The sequence below is a fragment of the Acidovorax sp. SUPP950 genome (assembly GCF_030158935.1).
Taxonomy (GTDB): Bacteria; Pseudomonadota; Gammaproteobacteria; order Burkholderiales; family Burkholderiaceae_C; genus Paracidovorax.
The window spans coordinates 713,890-730,959 of the sequence record NZ_BQXE01000001.1; the positions used below are offsets into that span (position 1 = coordinate 713,890).

Annotated in this window: 19 protein-coding genes; 14 read left to right on the plus strand and 5 right to left on the minus strand. The window is 72.6% G+C overall.

Going from position 1 to position 17,070, the window contains the following annotated elements; genetic code table 11:
- Positions 1 to 287: 287 nt before the first annotated feature.
- The 4 genes from AVME950_RS03440 to AVME950_RS03455 all read left to right on the plus strand — a co-directional run bounded on the left by AVME950_RS03440 (position 288) and on the right by AVME950_RS03455 (position 3,402).
- The gene (locus AVME950_RS03440; protein WP_284428769.1) at positions 288 to 1,220 is read left to right on the plus strand and encodes a M23 family metallopeptidase; all 933 of its coding nucleotides are present in this window, start codon (positions 288 to 290) and stop codon (positions 1,218 to 1,220) included.
- Positions 1,221 to 1,331: 111 nt separating this feature from the next.
- Positions 1,332 to 1,520: a hypothetical protein gene (locus AVME950_RS03445; RefSeq protein ID WP_272564016.1), complete on the plus strand. Its 189-nt coding sequence runs from the start codon at positions 1,332 to 1,334 to the stop codon at positions 1,518 to 1,520.
- 82 nt (positions 1,521 to 1,602) lie between these two features.
- Positions 1,603 to 2,301, plus strand: a complete 699-nt coding sequence (locus AVME950_RS03450) for a pseudouridine synthase (RefSeq protein ID WP_502869356.1) — start codon at positions 1,603 to 1,605, stop codon at positions 2,299 to 2,301.
- A 138-nt stretch (positions 2,302 to 2,439) separates the two neighbouring features.
- Positions 2,440 to 3,402, plus strand: coding sequence for a tetratricopeptide repeat protein (locus AVME950_RS03455; RefSeq protein WP_284428771.1), 963 nt, complete (start codon positions 2,440 to 2,442; stop codon positions 3,400 to 3,402).
- 63 nt (positions 3,403 to 3,465) lie between these two features.
- Here AVME950_RS03455 and AVME950_RS03460 read toward each other — a convergent pair whose 3' ends face one another.
- The gene (locus tag AVME950_RS03460; protein WP_284428772.1) at positions 3,466 to 4,170 is read right to left on the minus strand and encodes a hypothetical protein; all 705 of its coding nucleotides are present in this window, start codon (positions 4,168 to 4,170) and stop codon (positions 3,466 to 3,468) included.
- A 415-nt stretch (positions 4,171 to 4,585) separates the two neighbouring features.
- Here AVME950_RS03460 and AVME950_RS03465 point away from each other — a divergent pair, with 415 nt between their 5' ends.
- The 4 genes from AVME950_RS03465 (at position 4,586) to AVME950_RS03480 (ending at position 9,599) form a co-directional block, all read left to right on the plus strand.
- The gene (locus tag AVME950_RS03465) at positions 4,586 to 5,014 is read left to right on the plus strand and encodes a thermonuclease family protein (RefSeq protein WP_272548092.1); all 429 of its coding nucleotides are present in this window, start codon (positions 4,586 to 4,588) and stop codon (positions 5,012 to 5,014) included.
- 108 nt (positions 5,015 to 5,122) lie between these two features.
- Positions 5,123 to 6,403 carry an MFS transporter gene (locus tag AVME950_RS03470; protein WP_284428773.1) on the plus strand — a complete coding sequence of 427 codons (1,281 nt, stop codon included), beginning with the start codon at positions 5,123 to 5,125 and terminating at the stop codon, positions 6,401 to 6,403.
- A gap of 235 nt (positions 6,404 to 6,638) precedes the next feature.
- Positions 6,639 to 8,225, plus strand: a complete 1,587-nt coding sequence (locus AVME950_RS03475; protein WP_284428774.1) for a DUF1800 domain-containing protein — start codon at positions 6,639 to 6,641, stop codon at positions 8,223 to 8,225.
- A gap of 105 nt (positions 8,226 to 8,330) precedes the next feature.
- Positions 8,331 to 9,599, plus strand: coding sequence for a DUF1501 domain-containing protein (locus AVME950_RS03480; RefSeq protein ID WP_284428775.1), 1,269 nt, complete (start codon positions 8,331 to 8,333; stop codon positions 9,597 to 9,599).
- A gap of 28 nt (positions 9,600 to 9,627) precedes the next feature.
- On the opposite strand, the gene AVME950_RS03485 is transcribed toward AVME950_RS03480, so the two are convergent.
- On the minus strand, positions 9,628 to 10,605 hold the full coding sequence (locus AVME950_RS03485) for a DHH family phosphoesterase (RefSeq protein ID WP_502869357.1): 978 nt from the start codon (positions 10,603 to 10,605) through the stop codon (positions 9,628 to 9,630).
- Between the two features lie 150 nt (positions 10,606 to 10,755).
- On the opposite strand from AVME950_RS03485, the gene AVME950_RS03490 reads away from it, so the two are divergent.
- Positions 10,756 to 11,391, plus strand: coding sequence for a glycine zipper family protein (locus AVME950_RS03490; protein WP_272564023.1), 636 nt, complete (start codon positions 10,756 to 10,758; stop codon positions 11,389 to 11,391).
- 32 nt (positions 11,392 to 11,423) lie between these two features.
- Here the strand turns inward: AVME950_RS03490 and AVME950_RS03495 are convergent, their stop codons facing one another.
- Positions 11,424 to 11,642 (minus strand): hypothetical protein, encoded by a 219-nt coding sequence (locus AVME950_RS03495; RefSeq protein ID WP_272564024.1) that lies wholly within the window; start codon positions 11,640 to 11,642, stop codon positions 11,424 to 11,426.
- Positions 11,643 to 11,769: 127 nt separating this feature from the next.
- Complete coding sequence (locus tag AVME950_RS03500) at positions 11,770 to 12,399, minus strand: FMN-binding negative transcriptional regulator (RefSeq protein ID WP_284403473.1); 630 nt, start codon at positions 12,397 to 12,399, stop codon at positions 11,770 to 11,772.
- An 83-nt stretch (positions 12,400 to 12,482) separates the two neighbouring features.
- On the opposite strand from AVME950_RS03500, the gene pdxR reads away from it, so the two are divergent.
- The 4 genes from pdxR (at position 12,483) to AVME950_RS03520 (ending at position 15,719) form a co-directional block, all read left to right on the plus strand.
- Positions 12,483 to 13,979: a MocR-like pyridoxine biosynthesis transcription factor PdxR gene (pdxR, locus tag AVME950_RS03505; RefSeq protein ID WP_284429559.1), complete on the plus strand. Its 1,497-nt coding sequence runs from the start codon at positions 12,483 to 12,485 to the stop codon at positions 13,977 to 13,979.
- A gap of 78 nt (positions 13,980 to 14,057) precedes the next feature.
- Positions 14,058 to 14,828 carry a pseudouridine synthase gene (locus tag AVME950_RS03510; protein ID WP_284428777.1) on the plus strand — a complete coding sequence of 257 codons (771 nt, stop codon included), beginning with the start codon at positions 14,058 to 14,060 and terminating at the stop codon, positions 14,826 to 14,828.
- 182 nt (positions 14,829 to 15,010) lie between these two features.
- On the plus strand, positions 15,011 to 15,514 hold the full coding sequence (locus AVME950_RS03515) for an MgtC/SapB family protein (protein ID WP_284403469.1): 504 nt from the start codon (positions 15,011 to 15,013) through the stop codon (positions 15,512 to 15,514).
- Positions 15,515 to 15,575: 61 nt separating this feature from the next.
- Positions 15,576 to 15,719: a hypothetical protein gene (locus tag AVME950_RS03520; RefSeq protein ID WP_284428778.1), complete on the plus strand. Its 144-nt coding sequence runs from the start codon at positions 15,576 to 15,578 to the stop codon at positions 15,717 to 15,719.
- 71 nt (positions 15,720 to 15,790) lie between these two features.
- On the opposite strand, the gene soxR is transcribed toward AVME950_RS03520, so the two are convergent.
- Positions 15,791 to 16,399, minus strand: coding sequence for a redox-sensitive transcriptional activator SoxR (soxR, locus tag AVME950_RS03525; RefSeq protein ID WP_284428779.1), 609 nt, complete (start codon positions 16,397 to 16,399; stop codon positions 15,791 to 15,793).
- 115 nt (positions 16,400 to 16,514) lie between these two features.
- On the opposite strand from soxR, the gene AVME950_RS03530 reads away from it, so the two are divergent.
- Positions 16,515 to 17,051 carry a RidA family protein gene (locus AVME950_RS03530; RefSeq protein WP_284428780.1) on the plus strand — a complete coding sequence of 179 codons (537 nt, stop codon included), beginning with the start codon at positions 16,515 to 16,517 and terminating at the stop codon, positions 17,049 to 17,051.
- Positions 17,052 to 17,070: the final 19 nt, after the last annotated feature.

Below are 17,070 nucleotides of genomic sequence, written 5' to 3' on the forward strand. Positions count from 1 at the left end.
GCGCAATTCAGGAGCTGAAGGGGCGAAGGCCGAAGGGCAGCGTCTGCGCCGGTGACGGCGGTGCCAGCGGACCCGGCCAAGGGCCCGCGGCAACCGAATGGCAGGGCGGAAACGGGCATGCGCGGCGCATGCAGGGCATCGTACCGGGGCCGGCGCCGCCCGGCGGCCCTGGCGTGGCCAAGGCAGGGTATCTCCCGAGCCGTCCGCACATGCCAGGGCTTCGGGCGCGCGCGGGCGCAGGCGCCGTCGCTAAACTGCCGGCATCCCCGCTTCCCTTCGCCCGCGCCATGGCAGACCACCGCACTCCCCCCTCCCTTTCTCTGCAGGCCAGCCGGCGCACCGCCCTCGTGGCCACGCTGGGCCTGCTGGCCTGGCAGGGCCCCGTCCAAGCGGCCAAGCCCCGGGCCAGCGCGCCTTCGCCAGCGCCCTCCCCGTCCGTCTGGCCCCGCGCATCGCAAGTGCCCGGCGGCGTGGCGCGCCTGTCGCTGGGGCCGGCGGCCACGCGGCCGGTGGCGCACGTGGACGAAGGCGCGGGCGACGTGCCGGTGCTCGTGCTCGGCGATGCGATCGAGTGGACGGCCATCGTCGGCATCCCGCTGGCGGCCCAGGCGGGGGCCGCCGGGATCGTGGTGCGGGGTTCGGTCACCGAAGGCGATGCAGCGCGCAAGGTGCCCTACACCATCGCGCCCAAAAAGTACCGCGAGCAGCGCCTGAGCGTCGCGCCGCGCACCGTGGACCTCTCCGCCGAGGACAACGCCCGCTTCGAGCGCGAGCGCGAACACCAGCGGCAGGTGACGGCGGCGTTTTCCACACCGCTGCCCAAGCCGGCCGACCTGCGCATGCACGTCCCGGTGCCGGGTCCCCGGTCCAGCTCGTTCGGGCTGCGGCGGGTGTTCAACGGGCAATCGCGCAATCCGCACAGCGGCATGGACATCGCCGCAGCCAAGGGCACGGCCATCGTCGCGCCGCTGCCGGGCCGGGTGATCGACACCGGCGAGTATTTCTTCAGCGGCGGCACCGTGTGGCTGGACCATGGTGGCGGACTGCTCACCGTCTATGCCCACCTGAGCGCCATCGACGCCAAGGTGGGCGACCAGTTGCAGACCGGCGACCGCCTGGGCGCGGTGGGCGCCACCGGCCGCGTGACCGGGCCGCACCTGCACTGGGGCGTGATGCTCAACCGCACGATGGTGGACCCGGCGCTGTTCCTGCCCGTCTGAACCGGCGGGCGTTGCGCCGGACCGACACGGGCAGGTAAAGAAGGGGCCGCTTCGCGGAGCGGGCGGCGACAATTTCCGCCTTCGATCCCCTGGCCTTTTTGGGTGGTTTCCATGCGATCTTTTCTGGGAGCCGCGCTCGCGGCGATGGCGGTGCTGTGCAGCGGCTGCGCCGTGGTGGCCGTGGGCGATGCCGCGGTGACGGTGGTGGCGACCACGGTGAAGGTCGGCGCCACCGTGGTGGGCACGGCGGTGGACGTGGGCGCGGCCGGCGTGCGCGCCGTGGCGGGCGGCAGCGACTGAAAGCCTGCGCGAGCGGCACGCCCCGCCATGCCGCGCCGGTCACCACGGCGTTGGCCGCCCACCGCGCTATGCTTGCCGCCCCATGCCGACCCCGCCCCGCTCCCCGCGCGCTCCTGGCCCCTTGCGCCCATCCCGCCCACTCCTGCCACTCCGGCCGCCGGCCGCACGCCCTCCCGCCCGATCCTCTGCGGTGGCGGCAGCAGCCACCGCCGCCCCCGGCACGCCCCGCCTCATCCGCTTTCACAAGCCCTATGGCGTGCTGAGCCAGTTCACGCCCGAGGGGCGCTGGCGCGGGCTGCAGGATTTCATCGACCTGCCCGGCGTGTACGTGGCGGGCCGGCTGGACGCCGACAGCGAAGGGCTGCTGCTGCTCACCAGCGACGGCGCGCTGCAGGCGCGCATCGCCGATCCGCGCTTCAAGATGGAAAAGACGTACTGGGTGCAGGTGGAAGGCACACCCGACGAAGCCGCCCTGGCCGCGCTGCGCGACGGCGTGCGGCTGAACGACGGCCCCACCCGCCCGGCCCGGGCGCGCCGCATGGAGCCGCCGCCCGCCGTGTGGGAGCGCGACCCGCCCATCCGCGTGCGCCAGCGCATTCCTACCGCCTGGATCGAACTGGTCATCCGGGAAGGCCGCAACCGCCAAGTGCGGCGCATGACCGCGGCGGTCGGCCTGCCCACCTTGCGGCTGATCCGCGCCGCCATCGGGCCTTATTCGCTGGACGGGCTGGCACCGGGGACCTGGCAGGCGACGACGGTGCCCGCAGAGCCTGGGGGATAGCGCATGAATTGCTATTTGATTGATAGCAATATGCCCTAGATTTCATTGTGCTGGCGGCCTTTTTGCCGAATATTCGAGCCGCTGGCGCTTCGGGCCGGGCAGGCGCAGCACAATCGCTCCCCAAAAAGGAATGGAACCGTGAACGCCTCTGATCTTTCGCTCGAACCCGTGGAGACACCCGAGGCCGCCCGCGCCGCTGCCGTGCGCGTGTGCCCGCGCTGCAGCCACACCCGGCAGGCCACCGATACCGCACCGGCCTGGCAATGCCCGAGGTGCGAGGTGGCCTACGACAAGGTGCTTCCCACCAGCGTGGCGGCGCGGCAAAAGCCCGAGGGCGCCCGCGCCCGGCCGGCCGCCGCCCCCGGCGACAAGCCCTGGACCCTGATCGTCCTGGCGGGCGGTGTCGTGGTGCTGATGGCGCTGATGGGCTGGAAGTGGAACCACGACAAGGCCCAGGCCGCCGAACGCATCGCCCGCGCCGAAAGCGATGCGCGCGCCCTGCAGATCGCGGCGCAGCGGGAAGGCATGGAACAACTGGCCCGGCTCGGTGCAGCCGAGACCCAGTGGCGCCGCGGCCAGGGCCTGGACGTTCTGCCCACCGTGCGGGCCATGGCCCAGCAAGGGCACCTGCGGGCCATGGTGCTGCTGTCGGCCATGCTGGACGAGGGCAACGGCATCCCCAGGGACCATGCCGAGTCCATGCAGTGGCTGACCCGGGCCGCCCACCAGGGCTCCAGCCTGGCGGCGGTGCGGCTGGGCGCCATCTACCAGGAGGGCCGCGGCGGAGAACCCCGCCAGATGTCGCTGACCGAGAACTGGTACCTGCGCGCGGCGCGCCAGGGCGATGCGGCCGGGCTGTACCGGCTGGGCGATCTCTACGCCAACGGCGCGGCCACCGTGGCCCAGCGGCCCGTTGCCGCCTACATGCTGCTGGAACTGGCCGACCGCCTGGGCCGCGGCAACCCGGAAGACCCGCTCACCCTGCCCCGCTACGGGGCTGTGCACCTTCAGTTGCTGGCCCGCAGGATGGGCCCGGTCGATATCGCCGAAGCACGGCGGCGCGCCGATGCGTGGAAGCCCGGGCAGCCGCTGGACCTGTGACTGGACGCGCGTGGGCCCCAAGGCCCGGCGCCGCCGCCCCACCGTGGCAGCCCCGCCGCCCGCTCAACGGCGGCGCCACCACAGCATCAGGCCCAGAAACACGGCCCCGGTGAGAAGGGGCATCCACGGCATGAGCCGCTCCACCGGGTTGGACGAGCGCATGCCCGACCACACCTCCAGCCGCACCCGGTCCATGCGCAGGTTGCTCACCCCTGCGAACTCCAGCACCGGAGGGACCGTGCGGTCTTCCTTGAAGCTCAAGGGCGCTGCGGCGCCGGCCATCTCTACGACCTGGCCGGCGCGCACGCCCCGCGCGGCGACCTGGGGCACGGCACCCACGCGCGATGCGCCATGGATGGACCAGCCCGCCATCCAGCGCGCGCCGACATCCCCGTCGGCCAGCGCCACGCCCGAGACTCGCACCACCAGCGTGTACGGGTTGCCGCTGCGGGGCAGCACCATCTCCTCGCCCGTCCAGGCCTGGGTCTGGGTCTGGGGCGGTGCGCCTGCGGAGCGGGCCGAATCGGCGGTGTCTTTCCGGTCCTGGAACAGTGCGAACTTCGCCAGCGCTTCGGCCGGCAGTTCCTGGGTTTCCACCAGGCGCTGGCCCCAGGGCTGCGGTGCGCCGCTGGCCTGGGCGGGCAGCGACGCCGCACCCAGCGCGCCCAGGCCCGCCAGCGCGATGCCGGCCGCCAGGACCCTTCCACGGCGGCACGCCGCCCGCGCGAAATCGAATGTGGATGTGGATGTGTCGTGCCCCGTTGCCATGCCCTCGTGTCCTTGGTGTCGTGTGCCGTCGGCCTTGCGCCGCCATGTCCGGCGGCGCATGCGGACGGCAGTGTATCCAGTGGTTTCAGGCTGGCCGGCAAAACGCTACCTTTTTGATAGCGCAATGCCCTAGTACTGATTGTCCTGGGAGCATTTTTCGCCTTGATCGCCTGCGTTGGGAGCGCCCCTCCACCGCATGCCGAAGTTATGCCCGCCCTCTGTGGGCCGTTCTGTGGACAACCCCAGGGACAACCCGCCGGATCGGCGCAGGCAGTGGCTTGCAGCCCGGTGCCTGCATTTTGGGCAGTGGCGGCCGGGCGCGGCCGGCGCCTTTCCGGGGTGCGGCTATAGTGCGCGGCCGGCGCGGCCCCTGCGCCCGCCTTCTTTGCACTCCCTCCCCCGCTCCGATCCCCCCGTGCCCATCGCCACCCTGCTCTGCCTGGTCGTCGCCGTCAGCGACGGCGACACCCTCACCGCCCGCTGCGGCGACCGCCGCCCGATCCAGGTGCGCCTGGCCGCCATCGATGCGCCCGAGCGCCGCCAGGCGTTCGGCCCGCCGTCCCGCCAGAACCTCGCGCGCCTGTGCCTGCGGCAGAAAGCCACGCTGCAGACCGTGGCCCGCGACGCCTACGGCCGCACCGTGGCGCACGTGCGCTGCGGCCAGGGCGATGCGGCCACGGCCCAGGTGCGCGCCGGGCTCGCCTGGGTGTACACGCCGCGCGCGGCCGCCTACCCGCAACTGGCGGCGCTGCAGCGCCAGGCCCAGGCCAGCCACACCGGGCTGTGGTCGCAAAAGCGCCCGCGCGCCCCCTGGGACTACCGGCGACAGCACCCGCGCGGATAAACCGGTAGCATGCGGCGCTGACTTCCCACCGTTGGAGCCGCCCGCCGCGTCCGCCCGTTCGCTGGCCGGGCAGGCTCCGGCCAGCCACCCTCCAGCCTCCCCAGCGCCGTGCCCGACCTTCCCACCGCCTCCCCCGCTCCCCCCGTTCCTGCCACCGAAAGCGTCTACCGGCACCGCGGCTTCCTCGCCTTCCTGATCGCCCGCCTGGTGGCCGTGTTCGCCACCCAGGTGCAGGCCGTGGTCGTGGCCTGGCAGGTGTACGACCTCACGCGCGAGCCCATCGCCCTGGCCTACGTGGGCCTGGCGCAGTTCCTGCCCATGCTGTGCCTGCTGCTGCCGGCCGGCGACCTGATCGACCGCGCCAGCCGCCGGCACATCCTGGCCGTGAGCTGGTCGGTGGGCGCGGTGTGCAGTGCCCTGCTGTGGTGGCTGTCGGGACACGGCACGGCGGGCGTGGCGGGCATCTATGCGGCGCTGGTGCTGTTCGGCTGCTCGCGGGCGTTCTCGGGACCGGCGCTGCAAAGCCTGCTGCCGCAGATCGTGCCGCGCGCACAGCTGGCGCAGGCCATGGCCACCAACAGCATGCTGATGCGCCTGGCCAGCATCACCGGGCCGCTGATCGGCGGGTTGCTGTATGCCACCGGCGGCGCCTCGCTCACCTACCCCGTGTGCTGCGCGGGCTTCTCGCTGGGCGCGCTGCTGCTGTCGCGCGTGACGGTGGCATACGCCTCGCCGCCCTCGCCGACGCAGGGCCGCATGTGGGACCGCTTCGGCGCGGGCATCCACTTCATCCGCACGCGCCCGATCATCCTGGGCACGATCTCGCTGGACCTGTTCGCCGTGCTGCTGGGCGGCGTGGTGGCGCTGCTGCCCATCTATGCGCACGAGGTGCTGCACGTGGGACCGCAGGGCCTGGGCGCGCTGCGCAGCGCCATCGCCATCGGCGAGGTGGGCGCGGGGCTGTTCCTGACCCTGCGGCCCTTCAACCGCCATGTGGGGCGGCGCATGTTCATCGCGGTGGCCCTCTTCGGCGCGGCCAACCTGGTGTTCTCGCTGTCGCACTGGTTCCTGCTGTCGTTCCTGGCCCTGATGGTGGCCGGCGCGGCCGACATGGTGAGCGTGTACATCCGCGGGGCGCTGGTGCAGTTTTCCACGCCTGATGCCATGCGCGGGCGGGTGAACGCGGTCAACATGCTGTTCATCGGCTCGTCCAACGAGTTGGGCGAGTTCCGCGCCGGCACCAGCGCCGCGTGGCTGGGCGCCGTGCCGGCCGCGGTGGCGGGCGGGCTGTGCACCCTGGCGGTGGTGGGCGCCTGGACGCTCCTGTTCAAGCCCCTGCGCGATGTGGACCGCTTCGAGGAAGCCAGCGAGGAACGCCAGCGCCGCTGACGCTGAACGCCCAGCGGTTGACAGCAGTTACCAAAAAGTCTGAAGCCCACCCATTCGCTCATATTTCGATAGCAACATGCCCTATTGGATATTGCGCTGCAGGCGATTTTGGCTTGAAGCTTTTTTGGCTGCCGCGGATACATCTGTATCCCGGGCGTAAAACCCCTTCGCCCCCCCTTGCCGCGCCCCGCGCCGCGCTGCACCATGGGCACCGTTTTCCCCATGGAGCCCTGCCATGACCCCCTCGCCCTCCGCTTCGACCGCCCTGCCCCTCACCCGCAGGCACTGGCTGGGATGGACCGCCGTGTCGCTCGCCGCCGCCGGCGGCAGTGCCTGGGCCGCCGGCAGTCCGGGGGGCGCGCCACCCGGGCTGGACGATGCCAGCAGCGTGCGCCTGCTGGACCGCCTATCGTGGGGCGCCACGGCGGCCTCGCAACAGGCGCTGGCCGAGGCCGGCACGGCGGGCTACCTGGCCGCCCAGTTGCGCTCCGCCCCCGCGGCCCTGCCGCCCGAGGCCCAGGCCCAGATCGACGCCATGGCCATCACCCGCACCCCCATGGAGGTGCTGGCCATCGACATGCAGGGCCGCCAGCAGGCCATCAAGGACCTGCCCGACGAGTATGCGCGCAAGGCCGCGCAGGAGACCTACCAGCGCGACATGCGGGCCCTGCAGCGCGAGGCCGAGCGCCGCTTCGTGCTGCGGGCCGTGTACTCGCCCGCGCAGCTGCAGGAGAAGATGACCTGGTTCTGGATGAATCACTTCAGCGTCTTCGCCGGCAAGGCCGACATCCGCGCCATGGTGGGCGACTACGAGGACCGCGCCATCCGCCCGCACGCGCTGGGGCGCTTTCGGGACCTGCTCGGCGCCACCGTGCGCCACCCCGCCATGCTGCGCTATCTGGATAACGCGCAGAACGCCGCCAACCGCATCAATGAAAACTACGCGCGCGAGCTGATGGAGCTGCACACCCTGGGCGTGGACGGCGGCTACAGCCAGCGCGACGTGCAGGAGATGGCGCGCGTGCTCACCGGCCACGGCGTGTCGCTGCGCCCGCTGGGCGAGCCGCCGCCGAAGCTCAAAGCCGAGTGGACGCGCCAGTACGTGCGCCACGGCCTGTACGAATTCCACCCCCAGCGCCACGACTGGGGCCCCAAGGAGCTGCTGGGCCAGCCGCTGCAGGGCCAGGGCATGGCCGAATTGGACGAGGCGCTCGACCGCCTGGCCCGCGCCCCGGCCACGGCGCGCTTCGTGTCGCGCAAGCTCGCCACCTACCTCGTGGGCGATGCGCCGCCCCCGGCGCTGCTGGAGGCCATGGCCGAGTCGTTCACCCGCAGCGACGGCCACATCGCCGCCGTGCTGCAGACGCTGTTCGCCAGCGCGCCGTTCCAGGCCTCGCTGGGCAAGCGGCTGCGCGACCCGGTGCAGTACGTGATGGCCGGCCTGCGCATGGGCTATGCCGACCGCGTGCTGGCCAACCCCGATCCGGCCCTGTCGTGGCTGCAGCGCCTGGCCGAACCCTTGTATGGCCGCGCCACGCCCGACGGCTACCCGCTCGATTCGGCCGCGTGGACCAGTTCGGGCCAGATGGCCGTGCGCTTCGAGGTGGCGCGGGCCCTGGCCGGCGCGGGCGCCGCCGCGCTGTACCGCCCCGACGGCGCACCGCCGCCGCGCGTGGCGCCCCCGGCGCTGGCCCAGAGCGCCTACTACCGCGCGCTGGAGCCGCAGCTGGCCCCGGCCACCCGCGTGGCGCTGGCGCGCGCGGCCTCGCCGCTGGAATGGAACACCTTCCTGCTCAGCGCGCCGGAGTTCATGTACGCCTGAGCGACCCGGCCGCACGGCGCGCTCCGCCACCCGCAGCCCATCGCCCGCCTCGCCCGCCCCATTTCGCTGTCTCGCAGTTCCGCTGTTCCGCTGAAAGGCCTCGCCATGACGCACTTTTCCGCCCCCCGCCGCCCCGGCCCTTCCGGGGCCGGCCCCGCCCCCACCCGCCGCCAGTGCCTGCAGGCCCTGGCCGCGCTCGCCGCGCCGGGCGTGCTGCAGGCCAGCCTCGCGGCCACCCCGCAGGCGGTGGACGCACGCTTTTTGCTGGTCTTCCTGCGTGGCGGGTACGACTGCGCCAGCCTGCTCGTGCCCACCTCCAGCAGCTACTACTACGAGACGCGGCCCAACATCGCCATCGCCAAGCCAGGCGAAGCCGGGGGCGCGCTGCCGCTCACCGCGGACTGGGGCCTGCATCCGGCGCTGGCGGGCTCGCTGATGCCGCTGTACGAGAAGAAGCAGGTGGCGTTCGTGCCGTTCTCGGGCACCGAAGACCTCACGCGCAGCCACTTCGACACGCAGGACAGCATCGAACTGGGCCAGCCCGTGGGCGGGCGGCGCGACTACCGCTCGGGCTTTCTCAACCGCCTGGCCACCGAGCTGGGCGTGCAGCCGCGCTGGCACGACCACCTGTCGCCCATGGCCTTCACCGACACGCTGCCGCTGGTGCTGCGTGGCGGCTATGACGTGCCCAACACCGCCCTGGGCGCCGCGGGCGCGGCCAAGCCCGGCATCGACGACCGGCAGGCCGGGCTGATCGCCTCGATGTACGGCGGCACGCCGCTGGCCGCCGCCGTGGCCGAGGGGTTCCAGACGCGCGACGAGGTGGCGCGCACCATGCAGGGCGAGATGGACGCGGCCAGCCGCAACGCGCTGAGCACCAAGGGCTTCGAAGGCACGGCACGCCGCATGGCCCGGCTGATGCAGTCGCGCTACAACCTGGGGTTCGTGGACGTGGGCGGGTGGGACACGCACGTAGGCCAGGGCAACGCCACGGGCGCGCTGGCCAACCGCTTCGAGGAGCTGGGCCGGGGCCTGGCGGCCTTCGCCGACGAGATGGGGCCGGCGTGGAACCGCACCACGGTCGTCGCCATCAGCGAGTTCGGCCGCACCTTCCGCGAGAACGGCAACCGCGGCACCGACCACGGCCACGGCAGCGTGATGTGGGTGCTGGGCGGAGGCATCTCGGGCGGGCGCATCGCGGGCGAGCAGCAGGCGCTGACGGCCACCACCCTGTTCCAAAACCGCGACTATCCCGTTCTGAACGACTACCGCGCCGTGCTGGGCGGCCTGTTCGCCCGCACCTACGGGCTGTCGCCCGCGGCCCTGGCCCGCGTGTTCCCGCAGACCCGGCCACGCGACCTCAAGCTGGCCTGAGGCCGGGCCGGCGCACCTGGGGTCCGGCTCAGGCGGCCGTTCCGGCCACGGCCGCCGGAGCGGGGAACGCCGCTGCATCGAACACGCCGCTCAGCAACTCGGGCAGGCGCTCCGCCCCCATGCGGAACCCGCAGGCCTGCGCATGGCCGCCGCCGCCCATGCTCTCGGCCAGCACCGAGCAGTCGAAGTTGCGCTGCGAGCGCAGGCCCACCTTCACCTTGCCCTCCTTGCTGACGATCCACATCAGCGCGAACGTGCCGCACTGCTTGGACAGCATCTCGCCGATCAGGCTGTGGAAGGCGCCCGGGGCATTCACCATGAGGCCCTGCTTGCCGTTGAACGTGATCGGCTGCGCGCCGCCCGCCACGTCAGCGGCGAGGTGGCGAAACTTCTCGTCCATGGCATTGCCGCGGGCGACGAAGGCGGCGGACTGCTCGGGCGTGAATTGAGCGATCTCTTCCCAGCGGGCGAAATCGAACGGCTCCATGTCCAGCGCGGCTAGGTAGCCGGCGCTCTCGGGGTAGGCCCAGGCCCAGATGTCGCGGTCTTCCACGTAGCGCACCAGGTCGGGCAGCGGCGTGTCGGGGTAGAAGAACTCCCACGCCAGCCGCGCGCCGGACTTGTCCATGTCGAAATGCACCACGCCGCAGCGGCAGGCAAAGCCGGTGAGTTTTTCGGCAGCGCTCTTGTGGTGGTCCAGCATGACCAGCTTGGTGGCCCGCTCGTCGATGGCGGTCAATATCTCGGGCGTGAAAGAGAAGTCGAGGATGTACACCGCCCGGCCTTCGAGCGCGGGCAGGTCGTCCACCGACTGCACCTGCCCGTGCGACAGGCCCACGCACTCGGCCTGGCCGCCGTAGTAGCGCCAGGCGGCCAGCGCGGCACCGAAGCCGTCGGCGCAGCGGCCGTGGTACAGGACCAGGGGGTTGGGATCGTTCTTGTCCGGGTGCACCAGCAGTTGCAGGGGCAGGAGGGTTTTCTTCGTGGGGATCGTCATGGGGCGCATTGTCGGGCACTGGGCCTGGGCACTGGCACGGAGCCCCCGGGGCGGGGGCTTGGCAGCGGGAGCGGTTTGGCTGTCCAATGCCCCTGGGCCGGCGCCCGGTGCCATGCAGGCCCCCTGCCGGGTGTACGACCGATCCGCAAGGAGTTTTCGATGCGCAAGCTGTCCCTCTGCGTCCTGGCCCTGTTCCTGGCCGGCTGCGCCACGCGCGGCGCGGACAGCCTCTCGCTCGGTGCGCCCGGCAGCGCGGGTCATCCCGCCGATCCCGCGCGCCAGGCGGCCGACCTGGCCGACTGCCAGCGCTACGCCAGCCAGATCGGGGTGGCCAGCGAGACCGTGGACGGCCTGGTGGCCGGTGCCGTGCTGGCCGCCACCGTGGTCTGGGCGCTGGGCGGCAGCCGCAACGCGGTGCAGGATTCGGCGCTGATCGGCGGGGCGCTCGGCGCCACGCAGGGCGTCCAGGCACTGGAGCGGCGCCAAGGCATCGTCGCCAACTGCATGGCCGGGCGCGGTTACGCCGGCAGCACCTACCCGGCCGTGGCCGCCGTGCCGGAGCCCAACCAGCCCGCCCGCTCGGCACACGCCGACTACACGCCCCTGCCCGCCCGCGCCATCGGCACCGACACGTTCAACGCCGAGCGCCTCGCACGCGACCAGTCCTGCACCGCCACGCCCATGGCCTGGCTGGCCGCCAAGGGACCGGGTTTCGAGACCTACACCGTGCCCTGCAGCAACGGCGACGCCCTGGCGATCCGCTGCGAATTCGGCCAGTGCCGCGTGCTGCGCTGAGGCGCGGCCGGCAGCGCAGGGCCCGCGGCACGTCAGGGAAGCGCGGCGTTTCCGGCATCCAGCGCCGGAGGGCGCAGCAGGTCTTCGTTGACGCCCATGGTCTGGCTGGCGCGCTCCACCGCCTGCCACAACGGCGCGGGCATCTGCAGGATGTCCTCCGGTGAGCTGGAGCGCGCGATCCATGCACTGATCTGGAAATGCTGCTCGTGGGTCAGCAGGTCAAGGTTCAGCATCTCGTCGATGGTCTTCATTGCAATCCGATTCCTGGGCAGGGGCCATTCCGGCACCCCCGTGGCGAAATGCCCGGGGTGGTATGGACCACATGGTGCCATGAGCGCCCAGGTCAAGCGGCCGGGGGCGCTCGCGGCCACCCACCCGTCAGGGGGCGGACGGCGGGCGCATCCTCCCGGCCAGGTCCCCCTGGCCGCGCGACTGCAGCGCGTCGGCGGCGCCGGCGATGTCGCGCGCCTCGCGGTTCTGGCTCAGCTTGGACTTGCCCACCAGCGCGGTGAGCGCGATCTCGATGCCCACGATGTGCTGCAGCAGGCCGTTGATGAACTCGGGCGACGAATCGCCCATCTTCCAGGGCCGGGGCTCGGCGGCCTCGTGCTGGCGCGTCAGGCGCGCCACGATGCGGCGCACGAAGCGTTCGTCGTCGTGCACGGTCAGCACGCCGTGCGCATGCACCACCTCGTAGTTCCAGGTCGGCACCAGGCGGTGCGACTCGTGCTTGCTCGGATACCAGTTGGGCGAGATATAGGACTGCGGTCCGTGGAACACCACCATGACCGGCGTGCCCGTGGGGCAGCGCTGCCACAGCGGATTGGCGCGGGCCACATGGGCCGACAGCCGGCCGAACGGGCCCACCTCCGGGTCGAACTCGAACGGCAGGTGGTCGGCGTCCAGGCCCCCTTCGCCGTGGGTGACCAGGGTGCCCAGGGGGTGCTCGCGCAGGAGGCGCTGCAGGGCTTCGGGCCGGTTTTCGGCGAAATGCGGTGGGATGTACATGGGTGGGGCTCGGTCGGAATGCGGTGCACGAGACTGTCATGCAGAACCGGCACAATCCGAAGAGCCAGTTCTTCACCATTTCAATGGACCAGTTCCACCCCCCTGCCCCGCCCGGCACCGGCCGCCGCATCTACGACCTGCTGCGCGCGCAGATCGCCGACGGCACGCTGGCCGCCGGCGCGCGGGCCCCGTCCACCCGGGCCCTGGCCACGGACCTGGCGGTGTCGCGCACCACGGTCACCGCGGCCTACGAGCAACTGGCGGCAGAGGGCTTTCTGGTCACCGCCCCGGGGCGGGCGGCCCGCGTCGCCCTGGCGCCCGCCGCCGTCGCCCGGCCCCGGGCCGACCCGGGCGGCGGGGGCCCGCCCGCCCCGGCGTTGTCTGCCTTCGGGCAGCGCCTGGCCGGCATGGACCTGCCCGCGCTGCCCGCTGCGGAGCCCGCGCGCATCGATTTCCTGTACGGCGCGGTGGCCTCGCGCGACTTCCCGGCGCTGGCCTGGCGCCGCGCCTACCAGGCCGAGTTGCTGCGCCACCAGCACAGCCTGCGCTACATCCCGCCCGAAGGCGACGCCGCCCTGCGCCGCGCCATCCAGGGCTATCTGGGGCGCGCGCGCGGGCTGGCCTGCGATACCGCGCAGATCCTGGTGGTGCACGGCTCCCAGCAAGGCATCGACCTGTGCGCGCGCCTGCTGCTGGACGCGGGGGACGCCTTCGCCTTCGAAGAGCCCGGCTACCTCATGGCGCGCCGGTGCTTCGAGGCCACGGGCGCGGGCCTGCGGGCCGTGCCCGTGGATGCGCACGGCCTGGACACCGCGCAGTTGCCCGAGGACGGCCGCGTGCGCCTGGCCTATGTGACCCCCTCGCACCAGTTTCCCCTGGGCGGCGTGCTGCCCATCGGCCGGCGCATGGCGCTGCTGCAATGGGCGCAGCGCCATCGCGCGTGGATCGTCGAGGACGACTATGACGGCGAATTCCGCTACGGCCAGCGCCCCATCGACGCGCTGCAGTCCATCGACCCCGATGGCCGCGTGATCTACATGGGCACCTTCTCCAAGGCGCTGTCGCCGCAACTGCGCCTGGGCTACCTCGTGCTGCCGACGGCCCTGGTGGCGGTGTTCCGCCAGGCCAAGCGCATGGCCGACCGGCATGCGCCGGTGCTGGAGCAGCGCACGCTGGCCGCGCTGATCGAAACCGGTGCGTACGAGCGCCACGTGCGGCGCACCCGGCGCGAGCACGAACGCCGCCGCGCCGCGCTGGCCGATGCCATCGCCCGCCACCTGCCGCCCACCGCGGAGCTGGCGGGCACGGCCGCGGGACTGCACGGCGTGCTGTGGCTGCCGTTCCTCCGGCCGCAGGACGAACCCGCCCTGGCCGAGGCCGCGCGCGCGCAGGGCGTGGGCATCTACCCCGTGTCGCCGCTGTTCGCCGACGCGCAGCGCGGCGGGCCGGCGCGGCCCGGCGGGTGGGTACTGGGGTATGCGAGCCTCACGGTGGAGCAGATCGAGCAGGGCATCCGGATCCTGGGGCGCATCGTGGCCGCCTGGGGCGCGGGGGCGCCCGCCCCGGTGCCACCGCATTGAGGGCCGGCCGACAAGCGGAGGGTGCGGTTATCCTGCCCGCCGACCCCGCCCCGGCCCCATTTCCTTTTTCCGCACTGCATGTCCCCCCTGCACATTCTCTGGCGCGACGAGCACCTCGTCGCCGTGTACAAGCCCGCCGACTGGCTCGTGCACCGCACGGGGCTGGACGCGGGCGAAACCCGCTTCGTCATGCAGGCGCTGCGCGACCAGATCGGGCAGCACGTGTACCCGGTGCACCGGCTGGACAAGGGCACCTGCGGCGTGCTGGTGATGGCGCTGCACCCGGCCGCGGCGCGCACGCTGTCGCAGGCCTTCGAGCACCACGCGGTGCGCAAGCGCTACCTCGCCCTGGTGCGCGGCTGGATGCCCGATGCGGCCGAGGTGGACCACGCCCTGCGCCCCGACGACGCCCCGCCCGACGCCCCCGTGCAGGACGCCCACACCACGCTGCGCTGCCTAGCCCGGCTGGAACTGCCCGAGGCCGCCGACCCGCGCTTTCCCGGCACGCGAGCGTCGCTGGTGGAGGCCCTGCCCACCACCGGGCGGCGCCACCAGATCCGCCGCCACCTCAAGCACCTGGCGCACCCCATCCTGGGCGATGCCACGCATGGCAAGGGCCCGCTCAACCGCTGGTGGGCCGAGCGCCTCGGCCGCCAGCGGCTGTGGCTGCACGCCTGGCACCTGGGCCTGGCGCACCCGGCCACAGGCGAATGGCTGGCCCTGGACAGTGGGTTGCCCGACCCATGGGCGGCGACCCCCTCAGCCGCCGCCACGGGTCCGGACACCGCCGGCGATGCGATCGACTGGCAGCAGCGCGTGCTCGCCCTGCCCTGGCGATCTGCCGGATGATCGCCCGGTGCCACCGGCCGCGTCCTACCTGATGTGTCGCCCATGGCCGCTGGAAGGGGTGCGGTTCGGCGCCGACATTGGTCGGCGGTGACGCGCGCCGCGCCCCCCCTTTCATTTTTCATGAGGTATTTCCGGATGACCCAGACCCGCCCCCTTTCCCTCCTCCTGCACGGGGCCCGTCGATGATGGGCTGGTGGGACCAGATCGCCACCACCGTGGCCGCCGAATTCTCCGACCTCACCGACCTGGGCCAGGCCACGCGCATCGTGGTGCGCCTGGGCATCGCGGGCCTGCTGGGCGGCCTGCTGGGCTGGGAGCGCGAGAACAAGGGCAAGGCGGCCGGCGTGCGCACCCACATGCTGGTGTCGATGGGCGCGGCGATGTTCGTGCTGGTGGCGCAGCAGGCCGGCATCAGCGCGGGGGACAACAGCCGCGTGCTGCAGGGCATCGTGGCCGGCGTGGGCTTCCTGGGCGCGGGCACCATCCTCAAGGGCGACGGAGAGAGCCAGGTCAAGGGCCTGACGACGGCTGCGGGCATCTGGCTCACCGCCGCCATCGGCGTGGCGGCCGGCCTGGGTCTGGAGGCCACGGCGGTGCTCAGCACGCTGCTGGCGCTGGCGATCTTCAGCGCCGTGCCGCTGGTCCAGCGCCTGACCGAACGCGACAGCCACCCGGACACCAAGTAGCGGCCTTCGGCGTGTACCATCGCGCCACGGTCCCATCCGGCGACCCGCAACGGAGCACTCCATGGCCAAAGGCGAACAGCGCAGCAACAAGATGGCGAAGAAACCCAAGAAGGACACTTCGCCCCCCAAGGAAGGAAGCGGTTCCGACCGCCCCATGGCCCCCGTCACCGCGGTGATGCCGCGCGGCAAACTGAAGAACAAGTAACGGCAACGGGCCACGGCCCCACCGGAGCCGGGCCCTGCCGCCCGGCCCACCCGCAGCGGCCTGCCCTGGTTTCACAGCGCAGGCCGCTGTTTTTTCTTCTTGGGCGCGGGCCAGATCCACTGCGGCATGGCGGGTGCCCCGGGTGCGGCGGCCGCCGCAACGGCAGCCGCAGGGGCGGCGGCCGCCTCGAAATGCGGCCCCGGGCCGGCCTGGGCCAGCAGGTCCTGCGCGTTGCGCAGCGGGCAGTCCTTGAGCGACAGGCACCCGCAGCCGATGCAGCCGTCGAGCTGGTCCCGCAGCTGCGTCAGCATGCGGATGCGGTCTTCCAGATCGCTCTTCCACGAAGCGGACATGCGCCGCCAGTCCGCCGCCGTCGGCGTGCGCCCCTGCGGCAGCGCCTGCAAGGCTTCGGCAATGCCCGACAGCGGCACGCCCATGCGCTGGGCCACCTTGATGACCGCCACGCGCCGCAGCACCGATCGCGGATAGCGCCGCTGGTTGCCCGCGCTGCGCACGCTGGCGATGAGCCCCTTGGATTCGTAGAAATGCAGCGCCGATACCGCCAGCCCGCTGCGCGCGGCGACTTCGCCGACCGTCAGTTCGGGGGTGGGGCCGGGCACGGCGGGGGATGCCGGTGGGGGCGTGGCACGGGGCGGACGGGCAGAGTGGGCTGGTGGCATGGCAAGCGTCGGGAGCGAAGCGGCGACGGCAAAAGTCGAAAAGTCGCCCAGGGTTGACCTCAAGTTTAGTTTAGGTTTGATACTGCCCACTTTCCACTTCATCCCCACCATCCACATGTCACTCGCCACCGCGCCTGCCCCAACCGCTCCGTCCGCCGCCAACACATCCGCCCCCGCGCTGCAGCCCCACGGCCCGGCCGCGGCCGCGTACGTTCTGCCACCCGGCGGCCAGCGCGCCGCCCCGCTCGCCCTGTCCTTCCTCAACCCGGACGGCCTGTACGACCCGCGCCCCAATGGCTATTCGCACCTGGCCGTGGCGCAAGGCGCGGCGCGCACGGTGCACGTGGCCGGACAGGGCGGTGAAGATGCGCAGGGCCGGCTGGCCGACGGTTTCGCGCAGCAGGTTGCCCAGGCCCTGGCCAACCTCGGCACCGCGCTCGCCGCGGCCGGCGCGCGGCCCCGGGACGTGGCCAAGCTCACGGTGCTCATCGTGGACCACAGCGAGCAGCGGCTGCAGACGTTCGGCCAGGCCCTGATGGCGATGTGGGCCGGCGCCCCGGCGCCCGCCTGCACCCTGATCCCCGTGCCGCGCCTGGCGCTCGACGGCATGCTGTTCGAGATCGACGCCCTCGCCTACGTGCCTGCCGGCTGACCGGCCGCCGCTTCCAGCC

Excerpts from the sequence above, each read along its gene's own strand:
- AVME950_RS03440 (WP_284428769.1), top strand. The coding sequence starts at position 288 with ATGGCAGACCACCGCACTCCCCCCTCCCTTTCTCTGCAGGCCAGCCGG.
- AVME950_RS03510 (WP_284428777.1), top strand. The coding sequence starts at position 14,058 with ATGTCCCCCCTGCACATTCTCTGGCGCGACGAGCACCTCGTCGCCGTG.
- AVME950_RS03530 (WP_284428780.1), top strand. The coding sequence starts at position 16,515 with ATGTCACTCGCCACCGCGCCTGCCCCAACCGCTCCGTCCGCCGCCAAC.
- soxR (WP_284428779.1), bottom strand. The coding sequence starts at position 16,399 with ATGCCACCAGCCCACTCTGCCCGTCCGCCCCGTGCCACGCCCCCACCG.
- AVME950_RS03480 (WP_284428775.1), top strand. The coding sequence starts at position 8,331 with ATGACGCACTTTTCCGCCCCCCGCCGCCCCGGCCCTTCCGGGGCCGGC.
- AVME950_RS03460 (WP_284428772.1), bottom strand. The coding sequence starts at position 4,170 with ATGGCAACGGGGCACGACACATCCACATCCACATTCGATTTCGCGCGG.
- AVME950_RS03445 (WP_272564016.1), top strand. The coding sequence starts at position 1,332 with ATGCGATCTTTTCTGGGAGCCGCGCTCGCGGCGATGGCGGTGCTGTGC.
- AVME950_RS03475 (WP_284428774.1), top strand. The coding sequence starts at position 6,639 with ATGACCCCCTCGCCCTCCGCTTCGACCGCCCTGCCCCTCACCCGCAGG.
- AVME950_RS03450 (WP_502869356.1), top strand. The coding sequence starts at position 1,603 with ATGCCGACCCCGCCCCGCTCCCCGCGCGCTCCTGGCCCCTTGCGCCCA.
- AVME950_RS03495 (WP_272564024.1), bottom strand. The coding sequence starts at position 11,642 with ATGAAGACCATCGACGAGATGCTGAACCTTGACCTGCTGACCCACGAG.
- pdxR (WP_284429559.1), top strand. The coding sequence starts at position 12,483 with ATGGACCAGTTCCACCCCCCTGCCCCGCCCGGCACCGGCCGCCGCATC.
- AVME950_RS03515 (WP_284403469.1), top strand. The coding sequence starts at position 15,011 with ATGATGGGCTGGTGGGACCAGATCGCCACCACCGTGGCCGCCGAATTC.
- AVME950_RS03500 (WP_284403473.1), bottom strand. The coding sequence starts at position 12,399 with ATGTACATCCCACCGCATTTCGCCGAAAACCGGCCCGAAGCCCTGCAG.
- AVME950_RS03490 (WP_272564023.1), top strand. The coding sequence starts at position 10,756 with ATGCGCAAGCTGTCCCTCTGCGTCCTGGCCCTGTTCCTGGCCGGCTGC.
- AVME950_RS03520 (WP_284428778.1), top strand. The coding sequence starts at position 15,576 with ATGGCCAAAGGCGAACAGCGCAGCAACAAGATGGCGAAGAAACCCAAG.
- AVME950_RS03485 (WP_502869357.1), bottom strand. The coding sequence starts at position 10,605 with ATGCGCCCCATGACGATCCCCACGAAGAAAACCCTCCTGCCCCTGCAA.